Below are 13,473 nucleotides of genomic sequence, written 5' to 3'. Positions count from 1 at the left end.
GCAAACGGTCAGCCACCCGCCGTGGAGCCACAGTCCACGGGGAGCTGCCCTGCCACCAGGTTCGCCGGAAGCAACGTGATCTTGTCCGCAGGAACCCGCAGATCCCGCTTCGATTCCGGGTCCCAGAGCGCAGCCGTGCCGTCGACGACCCCGAAGGACAGATAGACGCGTGAGGGGTCCAGACGGCCGCCCACCACGGGAATCTTGCTGACCGACTCGACGGGGACCAGACACACGGGCTCCGCGTGAATGCCGAAGTACGGGGCCGGTACCTGCCTGGCGGCGACATCCGCCTTGGCCCGCTCACCCGCCTGGGACGGCGGATCGAGGATGAGCAGCATGCCCGCCAACAGGTAGGCGAGGAAGACCGTCAGGACAAGGACGGGCATCGTCACCCTCTCGACCATCACGAGACGGTAGTGGACGACGTAGCCGATCACACCACCGACGGCGAGAGTCAGGGCCAACGCCGTCACGAAGACCCACGCGGAGGCCAGAAACCTCCACACCTGAGCAATGTCCATGTCCTCCGGCGGAATGCCGAACTCCGCTCCATAGAACACGTGAACAGCCGCACCCCAGCCTGCGAGGCCCGGCAACGCCGCAGGGAGAAGCGCGACCGACACGGTAGCGAGAATCTGCCGACCGGCCAGCTGGCGGAACAGCAGATACACACCTCGGCCGCACCACATGCAGGCGGCAAGCGTGGCGAGGCAACCGGCCATGAATCCCGGTCCCCAGTGGAGCGCAGCCACCCCGTAGACCAAGGGCGCAAGCAGCAGCGTGGGGAGGAGCAGAGCCCGGACCCGTGAGCGTTCGCCGGCCGGCTCGAGCAGAACGAGCCTTGCGGCCGCCGCCCAAATCGACACGCCCGCGACCGCCAGGGGAAGCAACACCAGCGGAGTGAGCCCCAAACCGACTGCCCACGGGCTGCAGAACACCGACGGCACGCTCAGCAGAAAGCCCCGTACACCGATCTTCCGGGCCTCCCGGTCCGAGATACTCGCCGCCCCATAGGTGTCCGCATTGCGCAGCACGGGCGGCCGAGCCCGCACGACCGACCCGCGCTCAGGTTCCGGCCACCCCGGCAGCACCTTCCGGGCGAAGCTGTCCGCGGCCTGCGGGGAAGACGGCCCTGTGACAACACGTGATGTGTCGTACCAGCCCAGGCGCTGAGCCCACCGCTGCACCCTCCGCAGCGGAACAGGGGAGGACTCATGGACAAGCCACGTGGGCTCATGCTGCCCCCTGCTGGGCAACAGGTCGAGCACGCGCGGAGACAACTCGACAGCGAGCCGATCGGCCAACGCCTCGATCTGGCGGCGCGCAGCCAACGCGGCCCGCCGCTCATCACCCCACAGCCGGACCTCGACCTCGATGAACACCGTGTCGTGACGCTCACTGCCGTCCAGAGGGGACACCCGGCTCTCGCTCAGGACACGCCACCCCTTGTCGGCGAAAGCCTCTCGAACCTGCCCAATGTCCCGTCCCGCACCGCGCAGTTCAACGATCGCCAGAACCCGCTGGTCATAGTGGAGCCGCATACCCAAGGCCGCCCTCCCCGGAAAACACCTGATCACCCAGCACACCAGAAACCGCCCCCGGCCGAAGGCGTCTCACGGATCAGCCATGGAACAAAGCGCGCTCACCAGGATGTTGGGCCAGCCATGACCACCACCGCATGGACCGCAGCCCACCGCTCAGCCGTCATCAACCCCCACGAAGACATCAAACTCTTCGAACCCCGCAGCTTCACCGACCAGACCGTCCGCCAAGCCCTACGACCGGCCGGCACAGGCACCGCATACCGGATCCGGCTCAGCAACCGCTACGGGAAAGAACCCCTGCACATCGCCGGAGCACACACCGCCACACGGACCAAGGGCAGCGGCATCGACGTCTCCACGGACACCGCCCTGCACTTCGACGGCGCCACCGCTGTCACCCTCCCCGCCGGCGAAGAGATCTTCAGCGACCCCGTCGAACAGACCCTCCGCGCAGGGCAGGAACTCGTCGTCAGCCTCTACCTGCCGCAGTACACCGGACTCACCACCTACAACCCTGTGCCCTACGACATCGGACACGCCGCCCCCGGCAACCAGCTCAGCGCCGAAACCCTCCAAGACCCCGAGGAGTTGACGACCGGACACTTCCTCACCGGAATCGACGTCCGCGCACCCGAAGGCACCCGCATCGCCGTCGCCTTCGGCGACTCCTGGATCGAAGGAGCCTTCACCACCCCCGGCGCCGACAACAGCTTCCCCGGCCAACTCGACCGCCGACTCACCCGCGGCTGGATCGTCAACACCGGCATCTCCGGCAACCGCCTGCTCACCGACGAGATCGGCGAACACCTCCTCGCCCGCATCGAGCACGACGTCCTCACCGTCCCCGGCGCCAGCCACGTCCTCATCCACATCGGACTCAACGACCTCGGCCTGCCCGGATTCACCTCCTACCCCGAACCCGGCACACCGCCCACCGCCGCCCAACTCACCGCCGGACTCACCACCCTCGCCGACCGCCTCCACGCCGCCGGCCTCACCGTCATCGGCTCCACGATCGGCCCCTACCAGGGCACCCTCTATGACGGCTACGACAGCGAAGCCGGCCAAGCCGTACGCCGCGAGGTCAACGCCTGGCTCCTCGGCGACAACCACCCCTTCGACGCCGTCACCGACGTCGCCGCCGCCGTCGCGGACCCCGCCCGACCCGACCGCATCCGCGACGAGTACAACGCCGGCGACGGCCTCCACGTCAACGACGCCGGCGCAAAAGCCATCGCCGACGCCGTGGACCTATCCCTGCTGGACCTGTAAAAGACGCAGCCCTAGAAAACCGGCGTACCGTTCCGCGTCAGCTTCCAGTCCACCGACGCGAAGTCCTTCGGATCCAGCACACCCTTCGCCGTCACCCACTCCGCGATCCGCGTCCGGATCTCCGTCGACTCCGACCACACCTCCTTCGCCGACGCGACATGCGGGAACGCACCGCCACCATTCGCCCGGTAGTTGTTCACCGCCAACACGAACTGCTGCGCGTCATCCAACGCCGCACCGCCGTACGTCAGATTCCTGATCCGCGAACCCGCCGCCTGCGCGATGTCGATGTCGAACCGGAAACCCGACACATAGTCGTAGTTGTAGTCCGGACGGCCACCCGCATTGGTCAGCTTCTCCACATCGACCACCGCATCGGCCGCCGTCTGCACGAAGTACTCCGCCGAGTACTCCAGATACGCCCGCACCTGCGCACCCGTCAACACCTTCGCGACCAGCGTGTTGTCGTACACATACAGACCCGACAGATCCCGGATCGTCACCTTCCCGGCCGGGATCTCCGACGTACGCGAGAACGGCGACGCCTGCGCGATCACCGGCAACGACGCATACTCCGTCCCCACCAACGCCGCCTTGACCACGTCCTCCTGCACCTTGGTGATCAGATCGATGATCGCAGCGTCCTTGTACCGCGCGTCCACCGTCGTCAACGTCTCAGTCGCCGTACCGACCACCTGATTGACGTACGCCACGACCACGTCGTGCTCGTCCTTCAACAGCTTCGTGATCTTCGGATCGTCCGCCACCGAATTCGAGTTGCGCACCGACGACGCCACCGACTCGACCTGCCACCGGCCCTTCTCGAAAACCAACTCGAAGTCGAAGACCGACAACCGCTCCGCATACGCCAACGGCTCCGACAGGACCACCGTCCTGCCCGTCTTCGTGTTCGTGACCTTCAACTCCGGGATCTCCACATGCGCGTGACCCACCAGAATCGCGTCGATCCCCGGCACCTGCTGCGCCACCAACGCCGCCGAGTTCTCCACATACGGCAGCTGATCACCGTACGACGACGTACCCGAAGAACCCGAGTGCGCCGACACGACCACCACGTCCGCACCCATCGACCGAAGCTTCGGCACCCACTTCGCCGCCTGCTCCTCAAGACCCGGGAACGTCAACTTCCCCTGCACATACGCCTTGTCCCAGATCGCGATACCCGGATTCGTCAGCCCCAGCACCGCCACCTTCACCGGCGGCGCACCCTTCACATGGAACTTCTTGATGAAGTACGGCGCAAACGCCGGCTTCAGCGTCTTCGCGTCCAACGCGTTCGCGCCCAACAGCGGGAAGTGAAGCTGCGACTCGAACTTCCGCAGCGTCTCGATGCCGTAGTTGAACTCGTGGTTGCCCAACGCCGCAGCGTCGAACCCGATCGCGTTCATCGCCTGCGCCATCGGGTGCACCGGACCACCCTTCGCGGTGATCGGATCCACCTTCGCGTAGTAATACGTCAGCGGCGTCCCCTGGATCGTGTCACCCGCATCCAGCAGCAGCGTGTTGCAACGACCCTTCTCCGCACGGATCTCGTTCACCAGCGTCGAAATCCGCGCCAGACCCTGCGCGTTGCCCGCCTTGTCCGCGTACTCCGCGTTCTTGAAGTAGTCCCAGTTGAAGACATGACCATGCAGATCGGTCGTGCCCAGCACCGTCAGCGAATACCGCTTCCGGCCCTTCGCGGCTACCCCGGACGCCTCCGCCGCCTGCGCACCAGGAGCCGCGACCGCACCGGCCAGCGCAACCCCCGCCCCGGTCACAGCGGACTTCTTCAGGAACTTCCGACGGTTCAACGGCATCTCTAGTACTCCTCGGGGAACGGTCAACAACGCGCGTAGATTCTGACCCACCCACCGCACCTTGAACAGATCCCGGACGTTTCCATCTGGTGACCAGCAGGCAGCGCAAACCCCTTCCGCAGAAGGCATCAACTGACAGAGTGGGACGTATGCCACCCACCGCAGAGGAACCCCGCCCCCACCTCCCCTACGGCACCCCCGACGCACCCCGCATCGCCGTCCGTGGCGAAGCCCACCTCGAAGTCGACCCGGAAATCGCCCGCATCGGCATCACCGTCGCCGCCCGCGGCAAAGACCGCCGCACCACCCTCGACGACCTCACCCGCCGCAACACCACCACCCTCGACCTCATCAAAACCTACGGAGACGCCGTCGAACGCCTGGAAACCGGCGCCTTCTCCATCACCCCCGAACTCCGCGAACACGGCCGCGGCGAACGCATCCGCGCCTACCTCGGCCACGTCCACATCACCGCCGAACTCACCGACTTCACCGCCCTCGGCGAACTCACCACCCGACTCGCCGACCTCGACATCACCCGCGTCGACGGCCCCTGGTGGGCCCTGCGCCCCGACTCACCCGCCCACCGCGAAGCCCGCCAAAAAGCAGTCCACGAAGCCGTCCAACGCGCCCGCGAATACGCCGGCGCCCTCGGCACCACCCTCGCCGCCCTCGTCGAAATCGCCGACCTCGGCGCCGAAAACACCCAGCCCTACGCCGCCGAAGCCCAATCCGGCCGCCGCATGCGCTCCATGGCCTACGCCGCCGACATCGAGGACACCGCCGCACCCCTCGACCTCGAACCCCAACGCCAACACGTCCACGCCCAGGTCAACGCCCGCTTCACCATGACGCCGCCGACGCTGTAAAAAAGACGCAACGGCGCTCATCGGAGCAACGCGGCGCACAATTCAACCCTTGTCAACAAGCCTTCACCGAAAGGTTGTTGAGTAGTCATGCAGAGCCAATTACCTACCGATCGGTAAGGCCTAGGCTCAAACCATGCGCCGAGCAAAAATCGTCTGTACCCTGGGCCCCGCCACCGACACATACGACCAGATCAAAGCCCTGGTCGAAGCCGGAATGGACGTAGCCCGCCTCAACCTCAGCCACGGCACCTACGCCGAACACGAGGAGCGCTACCACCGCGTCCGAAAGGCCTCCGACGAAACCGGCCGCAGCGTCGGCATCCTCGCCGACCTACAAGGCCCGAAGATCCGACTCGGCCGCTTCACCGAAGGTCCCGTACTCCTTGAACGCGGAGACACCTTCACCATCACCGTCGAAGAAGGCACCGAAGGCGACCGCCAGACCTGCGGCACCACCTACCCCGGCCTCGCCGACGACGTCACCCCAGGCGAACGCATCCTCGTCGACGACGGCAAGGTCTGCCTCGAAGTCACCACCGTCGACGGCCCCCGAGTCCACACCACCGTCATCGAAGGCGGCATGGTCTCCGACCACAAGGGACTCAACCTCCCCGGCGTCGCCGTCTCCGTCCCCGCCCTCTCCGACAAGGACGAAGCCGACCTCCGCTGGGCCCTGCGCACCGGCGCCGACGTCATCGCCCTCTCCTTCGTCCGCAGCGGCAAGGACATCGAGGACGTCCACCGCATCATGGACGAAGAAGGCCGCCGCCTCCCCGTCATCGCCAAGGTCGAAAAGCCCCAGGCCGTCGACAACATCGACGACATCGTCGCCGCCTTCGACGGCATCATGGTCGCCCGCGGCGACCTCGGCGTCGAAATGCCCCTCGAACAAGTCCCCATCGTCCAAAAGCGCACCATCAAACTCGCCAAGCGCAACGCCAAGCCCGTCATCGTCGCGACGCAGATGCTCGACTCGATGATCGACAACTCCCGCCCGACCCGGGCCGAGGCCTCCGACGTCGCCAACGCCGTCATCGACGGCACCGACGCCGTGATGCTCTCCGGCGAGACCAGCGTCGGCAAGTACCCCATCGAGACGGTCCGTACGATGGCGAAGATCGTCGAGGCCGCCGAGGAGGACATCCTCGCCAAGGGGCTCCCGCCGCTGACCGAGCGCAACAAGCCCCGCACCCAGGGCGGTGCCGTGGCCCGCGCGGCCGCGGAGATGGGCGACTTCCTCGGCGCCAAGTTCCTTGTCGCCTTCACCCAGTCCGGCGACACCGTCCGCCGCCTCTCCCGCTACCGCTCCCCGATCCCCCTGCTCGCCTTCACCCCCCTCCCGGCCACCCGCTCCCAACTGAACCTGACCTGGGGCGTGGAGACGTTCCTCGGCCCGCACGTCGACTCCACGGACGCGATGGTCGACCAGGTCGACGAACTCCTCCTCAAGTACGGCCGCTGCCAGAAGGGCGACATCGTCGTCATCACCGCCGGCTCCCCGCCCGGAGTCTCCGGCTCGACAAACCTCGTCCGGGTCCACCACATCGGCGAGGACGACAGCCCGAAGTAGCTTCAGTACTTGGGGCCCACGTGGGCATACATGAGGGCTACGGAGGCTTTGCGGGCGATGGAGATGTTGCGCCCGTTCGGCTGTTTCCAATCGACGTCGAGGGCGTCCAGGGTGCTGGTGAAGAGCTGGATGATGTCGCCGGACAGGTTGGTGAAGAAGTACCGGGGGTATTCGTAGCGTTTGCGTTCCCCCGCGATCGCCTTCTCGGTCCAGTTGGTGATGCGACATCCGTCGGAGTGGATGAGGCCGCGGATGAATTGCCACGGGTGGGTGTCGACGATGTCCTGTTGCCAGGGTTCGAGAGCGATCTCTCGGTTGTGTTTCTTGCCGGGGCCGTGTTGGGGGAACAGGCAGGGCCAGTGCTTGCTGTAGCAGGTGACGTATTGGCAACCCTGGCGCTGGACGCGAAAGACCTTGTTCGTCGGACGGAGGGTTTGCACGGCCTCTGCGCAGGCGTCGATCAGGCCGGGCCAGGCGTCCGCGCACGCGATGCGGAGGAAGTGGACGCCCCGCCGAGAAGGGCTGATGCAGCCGTCGCCGAGGTAGAGGCCCAACAAATAGGGGTATGCGGCCGGGTCGTCAGGTTGTTCCGGGGCACTGCTGCATCGGGGGCAGGGATTTGCGCGACGCGAGTCGAGCGGCTCGATGCGTATCTGCCAGGAGCGGATAGCCGCCCTGGAGATGCCCAACTCCTTGCTGACGGAATTCATGCTGCGTCCCTGGCTGACCAGAGCGAGAGCCCGCTCGCGTGTGCCCATGTCGTACATGCGGCCACTTTGTGAGAGTGATCGCCGCGACACGCAGCAAAAAGCGGATGTTCACGAGAACGGGAACATCCGCTTTCTGATGGTGACCTTGTAATCCAAGGAAAAGTGCCCCGAGTCGGATTCGAACCGACGCTGGATGGGTTTTGAATCCATGGCCTCTACCGCTGGGCTACCGGGGCCCCTTTGAAACAAAGGTCAGCGGTCGCCCGCCGTGTCACCACCTTACCGTAGCCAGGCGGGCTCTCGGGAGCAGTATCCCCGCCCGTCTGCGAGCGCGCCCGGGGTCAGGCCGCACCCCTCCGATGCGGCCCACCCTGTAGCCGGAGAGGCCGCCCCGAGACGTACCCGTCGCAGCCGACGCCGGCGCAGACGATCGGTGCTGAGCCGCCGGCGACTCCACGTGAAGATCATCAGCAACCGGCGAACCTATGAGGTCACCGCACTAGGTAGGCTCTAGGTGCATCGCCCCGCCCTGCCTGGAACAAGGAGCGCCCCCGTGACCGCCCCCGAGTCGCCCCAGCCCGTGGACGCGCCCGACGACGACAAGTCGCACGTGCCTCCGCTGACGACCCGTGTCGTCATCGCCGAGGACGAGGCGCTGATCCGTCTCGACCTCAAAGAGATGCTCGAGGAAGAGGGTTACACCGTCGTAGGTGAGGCGGGTGACGGTGAGCAGGCCGTCGAGCTGGCCCGTGAGCACCGTCCGGACCTGGTGATTCTCGATGTGAAGATGCCGAAGCTGGATGGCATCTCGGCGGCGGAGAAGATCGCCGAGGAGAGTATCGCCCCGGTGCTGATGCTGACCGCGTTCTCGCAGCGCGACCTCGTCGAGCGGGCGCGTGACGCGGGTGCGATGGCGTACCTCGTGAAGCCGTTCAGCAAGACGGACGTGGTGCCGGCGATCGAGATGGCGGTGTCCCGGTTCACCGAGCTGAAGGCGCTGGAGAGGGAGATCGAGGATCTCACCCAGCGGCTGGAGACGCGGAAGCTGGTGGACCGGGCGAAGTCGGTGCTTCAGACGGAGTACGGCCTGACGGAGCCCGCCGCGTTCCGGTGGATCCAGAAGACGTCGATGGACCGGCGCATGTCGATGCAGCAGGTCGCCGAGGCGGTCATTCTGGACGCCGAGGAGAAGAAGTCGGCGAAGGGCTGAGCCCGCCGCAGGCCCGGTACGTACGACGAGGCCCGCACCCCTGCCCAGGGGTGCGGGCCCCGTCGTGTGCCCGGGGGTGTGTCAGTCCTCGCCGAGGTAGGCCTTGCGGACGGACTCGTCGGTCAGCAGGTGCCGGCCGGTGCCGGAGAGGACGATGTTGCCGACCTCCATGACGTGTCCCTGGTCGGCGAGGGAGAGGGCTGCCTGGGCGTTCTGCTCGACGAGCAGAATCGTTGTCCCGGAGGCCTTCAGCTCGGCGATGGTGGACATGATCTTCTGCATCATGATCGGGGAGAGGCCCATGGAGGGTTCGTCGAGCATGAGCAGTTTGGGCTGGGACATGAGGGCGCGGCCCATGGCGAGCATTTGCTGTTCGCCGCCGGAGAGGGTGCCCGCGGCCTGCTTGCGGCGCTCTCCCAGGATGGGGAAGAGGTCGTAGGCGCGCTGGATGTCCTTCTCGATGCCTGCCTTGTCCTTGCGGAGGAACGCCCCGAGGTGGAGGTTCTCGGCGATGGTGAGGCGGGGGAAGATGTGCCGGCCTTCGGGGGAGTGGGCGAGTCCGAGGGCGACGATCTTGTGGGCGGGGACGTGGGTCAGCGGCTTGCCGTCGAAGACGATGCGGCCCGAGGTGGGCTTGAGGAGTCCCGACAGGGTGCGCAGGGTGGTGGTCTTGCCGGCGCCGTTGGTGCCGATGAGGGTGACGACCTCGCCTGCTTCGACGCTGAAGGAGATGCCCTTGACGGCTTCGATCTTGCCGTAGGCGACCCTGAGGTCCTCGACCTCGAGCAGTGCGGTCACTGGGCGTCTCCCTTGGTGCTGGTGCTGCCGGGTGTGTCGGCGGCTTCGGCCGCTTCCACTTCGGCGATCTCGGCGTTTCCGGGGGCGCCTTCGAAGGGCTCGCCGAGGTAGGCGGCGACGACGCGTTCGTCGGCCTGGACGACGTCGGAGGTGCCCTCGACGAGCTTTTCGCCCTGGACGAGGACGGCGACGCGGTCGCACAGGTTGAAGATGAAGCGCATGTCGTGCTCGATGACGAGGACGGCGATGCCCTTGTCACGGATGGCGAAGACGAGTTCCTCGGTGGCCCGGGTCTCCTGGGGGTTCATGCCTGCTGTCGGCTCGTCGAGCAGCAGGAGGCCCGGCTCGCTCGCCAGTGCCCTGGCGATTTCCAGCTTGCGCTGTTCGCCGTAGGGGAGGTTGCGGGCGAGGTGGTCGCGCTTTTCGGCGAGGCCGATGAACTCGAGGAGTTCCATGGCGCGTTCCTCGGAGGCGCGTTCGGCCTTCTTGAAGCCGGGGCCGCGCAGCAGCGCGGACCACAGCCCTTCCTTGGTCCGGGTGTGGCGGCCGACGAGCACGTTTTCCAGGACGGTCATGTTGGCGAAGAGCCGGATGTTCTGGAAGGTGCGGGCCATGCCGGCCTTGGTGACCAGGTGGGGCTTGGCCGGGAGGACTTTGCCCTGGTAGCGGACGGTGCCCTCGGTGGGGATGTAGAGGCCGGTGAGGCAGTTGAAGAAGGTGGTCTTGCCGGCGCCGTTGGGGCCGATGAGGCCGACGATCTCACCGGTGTTGACGGTGAAGTCGACGCTGCGTACGGCGGTGAGGCCGCCGAAGCGCATGGTGACGCCGGAGGCTTCGAGTACGGGAGTGCCGGGCGTGGGCTCGGTGGTGGTGTTCGTGGTCATTTCGGTTCTCACGCCCCTGCCTTGGAGACGCCGACCGTGCCTTCGGGGAGCGTTGCGTCTTCGGGTACGTCGAGTTGGTCGGTCTCGTGGTATTCGAGCTGCTGTCGCTTGTTGGCGACGATTCCTTCGGGGCGGAAGCGCATCAGGACGACGAGCGCGACACCGAAGAAGAGCAGCTGGTAGTCGTTGAGGAACTGCAGCTTGGTGGGGATGACGTAGAGGAGTGTCGCGCCGATGAGCGGGCCCGTGATGGTTCCCATGCCGCCGAGGATGACGGCGGCGAGGAGGAAGGCGGAGCTGGGCGGGACGGGTCCTGCGAAGACGTACATCTCGGGTACGACGGTGTGCTGGACGTGTGCCTGCACGGTGCCGGCGAGGCCGGCGAGGGTGGCGCCGAGGGCGAAGGCGATGAGCTTGACGCGGAAGCCGTTGATGCCCATGGCGGTGGCGGCGGTCTCGTCCTCGCGGATGGCGACCCAGGCGCGGCCGATGCGGGAGTTGCCGGCGCGGGCGAAGACGGTGACGACGATGGCGGTGACGAAGAGCATCAGCCAGAAGTAGTTGGCGTAGGAGCCGAGGGTGAATCCGGCGATGGTGTGCTCGGCGCCGAAGTCGTAGCCGAAGATCACGAGGTCGGGGATGTTGGGGATGCCGTTGGGGCCGTTGGTGATGTTGGGCCCGGAGGTGCCGTCGAGGTTGCCCATGGCGATGCGGAAGATTTCTCCGAAGCCGAGGGTGACGATGGCGAGGTAGTCGCCGCGCAGCCGCAGGGTGGGTGCGCCGATGAGGACGCCGAAGATGAGGGATGCGGCGGCGCCGGTGAGGGCGGCGGCCCAGAAGGGGAACTTGACGTCGAAGGTCGACGCGGTGCTGCCGGAGACGAGGGCCGCGGTGTAGGCGCCGACGCCGAGGAAGGCGACGTATCCGAGGTCGAGGAGTCCGGCGAGGCCGACGACGACGTTGAGGCCGAGGGCGACGGTGGCGAAGATCAGGATGCTGACGGCGAGGAGGGTGAACTCGTCGGTGTCCTGGGTGAAGGGGAATGCCGCGGCGGCTGCGAAGGCGGCGCCGACGGTCACCTGGCGGTGCTTGGTGGTGAGGGCACGCAGGCGGGTGGTGAGTCCGGCGCGGGCGAGGCCACCGAGGGCGAAGCCGGTGATGATGAGGAAGCCGACGAAGAGTTCGCCGTAGGGGGTTTCGATGCCGTAGGCGGCGACGAAGAGGCCGAGGGCGAAGGCGGCGATGATGATGCCGATTTCGACCCAGGGGTTGAGTTCCTTGGGCTGCTTGAGGCGGCCGTGGGCGGTCCCGAGGATCGGGGCGGTTGCCCTGGCGAAGCGGCTGCTGGTGGGGTCGGTGTCCCGGGGGAGGGGGAGACCGAGGGCGGCGAGCAGGGTGATGAGTGAGGCGCCCGCGGCGACGAAGCCGCCGGGGTCGAGGTTCACGACCCCGCCGAGTTCGCCGGCGATGGCGACGATGGTGTACCAGGTGGTGGCGAAGGTGCCGAGGGCCATCAGCAGTACGGGGGTGTTGCTGCCGGCGGGGTTGAGCCAGCCGAGGCCGCGTACTCCGAAGCCTGCGAGGGCGTAGAGGAGGGTGAGGGCCGCGCCGATGAGGGTGAGGACCTGGAGACCGCCGGGGTAGCCGGTGACGGTGAGGTCGCCGGGGAATTCGGTGGTGTAGGTCCAGGAGAGGAAGGTGCTGGCGAGGGTGGCGGCTGCTCCGATGGCGAGGGCGAGGCGTGCGCCTGCCTCGGGGAGCGGGATGACCGGGGCGGTCTTGTGAGTCTCGGTGGTGGTCATCGGTATCACGCCCTGTCCGCGACGCGTTCGCCCAGTAGGCCTTGTGGCCTGACGAGGAGGACGACGATGAGGAGGACGAAGGCCCAGACGTTGGCCCAGGCGCCGCCGCCGAGCTTGTCCATTCCGGGGATGTCCTGGATGTACGTGATGGAGAGGGCTTCGGCGAGGCCGAGGACGACGCCGCCGAGCATGGCGCCGTAGATGTTGCCGATGCCGCCGAGGACGGCTGCGGTGAAGGCCTTGAGGCCGGCGATGAAGCCCATCTCGTAGTTGATCTGGCCGTACTTGAGGCCGTAGGAGACGGCGGCGACGGCGGCGAACGCGGCGCCGATGGCGAAGGCCATGACGATGATGCGGTCGGTGTTGACGCCCATGAGCTTGGCGGTGTCGGGGTCCTGCGAGGTGGCCTGCATGGCGCGGCCTGCGCGGCTCTTGGAGACGAAGACGCCGAGCATGAACATGCAGAGCGGAGCGGCGAGCAGGAGGAAGACGTCGGCGCGCTGGAGCTGCAGGTTGTCGGTGATCTTGAAGGCATCGCCCTGGAATTCGGGGAAGCTGCGGGCCTTCTTGGCGTCGGGGTAGAAGCCCCAGACGAGCTGCTGGAGGGCGATGGAGAGGCCGATTGCGGTGATCAGCGGGGCCAGGCGTGGCGCGTTGCGCAGGGGCCGGTAGGCGAATCTCTCGGCGGCGGTGCCGACGGCCACCGAGGCGATGACGCCGCCGATGATCATGAGCGGGATGGCGAGGACCAGCGAGGTGCCGCTGGGGAGCCAGATGTAGATGGTGAGGGCTCCGAAGCCCCCGATCATGTAGATCTCGCCGTGGGCGAAGTTGATGAGCTGGACGATCCCGTAAACCATGGTGTAGCCGATGGCGATGAGGCCATACAGGGCACCGAGGGTCAGGCCGTTGGCCAGCGTTTGCGGCAGTTCGTGCACCGCAGGGCCTCCGATGAGCGTGTCGGATATGACTCCGCGGGGGGGGGGGGTTT

At 66.8% G+C, this 13,473-nt stretch carries 11 protein-coding genes and 1 tRNA gene; 4 read left to right on the top strand and 8 right to left on the bottom strand.

What is annotated here, in order from left to right:
* Positions 1–8: 8 nt before the first annotated feature.
* Positions 9–1,544: a hypothetical protein gene (locus ACN6LB_RS28450; protein ID WP_445028374.1), complete on the bottom strand. Its 1,536-nt coding sequence runs from the start codon at positions 1,542–1,544 to the stop codon at positions 9–11.
* Between the two features lie 123 nt (positions 1,545–1,667).
* Here ACN6LB_RS28450 and ACN6LB_RS28445 point away from each other — a divergent pair, with 123 nt between their 5' ends.
* Positions 1,668–2,819 (top strand): GDSL-type esterase/lipase family protein, encoded by a 1,152-nt coding sequence (locus ACN6LB_RS28445; RefSeq protein WP_445028373.1) that lies wholly within the window; start codon positions 1,668–1,670, stop codon positions 2,817–2,819.
* Between the two features lie 11 nt (positions 2,820–2,830).
* On the opposite strand, the gene ACN6LB_RS28440 is transcribed toward ACN6LB_RS28445, so the two are convergent.
* On the bottom strand, positions 2,831–4,639 hold the full coding sequence (locus ACN6LB_RS28440; RefSeq protein WP_356144217.1) for a bifunctional metallophosphatase/5'-nucleotidase: 1,809 nt from the start codon (positions 4,637–4,639) through the stop codon (positions 2,831–2,833).
* A 149-nt stretch (positions 4,640–4,788) separates the two neighbouring features.
* Here ACN6LB_RS28440 and ACN6LB_RS28435 point away from each other — a divergent pair, with 149 nt between their 5' ends.
* Positions 4,789–5,508, top strand: coding sequence for an SIMPL domain-containing protein (locus ACN6LB_RS28435; RefSeq protein ID WP_445028372.1), 720 nt, complete (start codon positions 4,789–4,791; stop codon positions 5,506–5,508).
* A 133-nt stretch (positions 5,509–5,641) separates the two neighbouring features.
* On the top strand, positions 5,642–7,078 hold the full coding sequence (gene pyk / locus ACN6LB_RS28430) for a pyruvate kinase (protein WP_445028371.1): 1,437 nt from the start codon (positions 5,642–5,644) through the stop codon (positions 7,076–7,078).
* A gap of 2 nt (positions 7,079–7,080) precedes the next feature.
* On the opposite strand, the gene ACN6LB_RS28425 is transcribed toward pyk, so the two are convergent.
* A complete protein-coding gene (locus ACN6LB_RS28425) occupies positions 7,081–7,845 on the bottom strand; it encodes a transcriptional regulator (RefSeq protein ID WP_445028370.1) in 765 nt (254 codons plus the stop codon).
* 106 nt (positions 7,846–7,951) lie between these two features.
* Positions 7,952–8,024: transfer RNA gene (locus ACN6LB_RS28420), tRNA-Leu, on the bottom strand.
* Between the two features lie 317 nt (positions 8,025–8,341).
* On the opposite strand from ACN6LB_RS28420, the gene ACN6LB_RS28415 reads away from it, so the two are divergent.
* Positions 8,342–8,998 carry an ANTAR domain-containing response regulator gene (locus ACN6LB_RS28415; RefSeq protein WP_356144209.1) on the top strand — a complete coding sequence of 219 codons (657 nt, stop codon included), beginning with the start codon at positions 8,342–8,344 and terminating at the stop codon, positions 8,996–8,998.
* A gap of 81 nt (positions 8,999–9,079) precedes the next feature.
* Here ACN6LB_RS28415 and ACN6LB_RS28410 read toward each other — a convergent pair whose 3' ends face one another.
* The 4 genes from ACN6LB_RS28410 to ACN6LB_RS28395 are packed head-to-tail and all read right to left on the bottom strand — an operon-like array spanning position 9,080 to position 13,420.
* The gene (locus tag ACN6LB_RS28410; protein WP_445028369.1) at positions 9,080–9,796 is read right to left on the bottom strand and encodes an ABC transporter ATP-binding protein; all 717 of its coding nucleotides are present in this window, start codon (positions 9,794–9,796) and stop codon (positions 9,080–9,082) included.
* Positions 9,793–10,680, bottom strand: coding sequence for an ABC transporter ATP-binding protein (locus tag ACN6LB_RS28405; RefSeq protein WP_445028368.1), 888 nt, complete (start codon positions 10,678–10,680; stop codon positions 9,793–9,795). Before ACN6LB_RS28405 ends, ACN6LB_RS28410 begins: the two co-directional genes overlap by 4 nt.
* An 8-nt stretch (positions 10,681–10,688) precedes the next feature.
* Positions 10,689–12,482 carry a branched-chain amino acid ABC transporter permease gene (locus tag ACN6LB_RS28400; RefSeq protein ID WP_445028367.1) on the bottom strand — a complete coding sequence of 598 codons (1,794 nt, stop codon included), beginning with the start codon at positions 12,480–12,482 and terminating at the stop codon, positions 10,689–10,691.
* Between the two features lie 5 nt (positions 12,483–12,487).
* Positions 12,488–13,420, bottom strand: coding sequence for a branched-chain amino acid ABC transporter permease (locus ACN6LB_RS28395; protein ID WP_356144201.1), 933 nt, complete (start codon positions 13,418–13,420; stop codon positions 12,488–12,490).
* Between the last annotated feature and the right edge of the window lie 53 nt (positions 13,421–13,473).

This window comes from Streptomyces sp. SAS_270, from assembly GCF_052543295.1.
The sequence above is the reverse complement of the archived record's forward strand: the minus strand, read 5'-3'. Positions and strand labels throughout refer to the sequence as shown.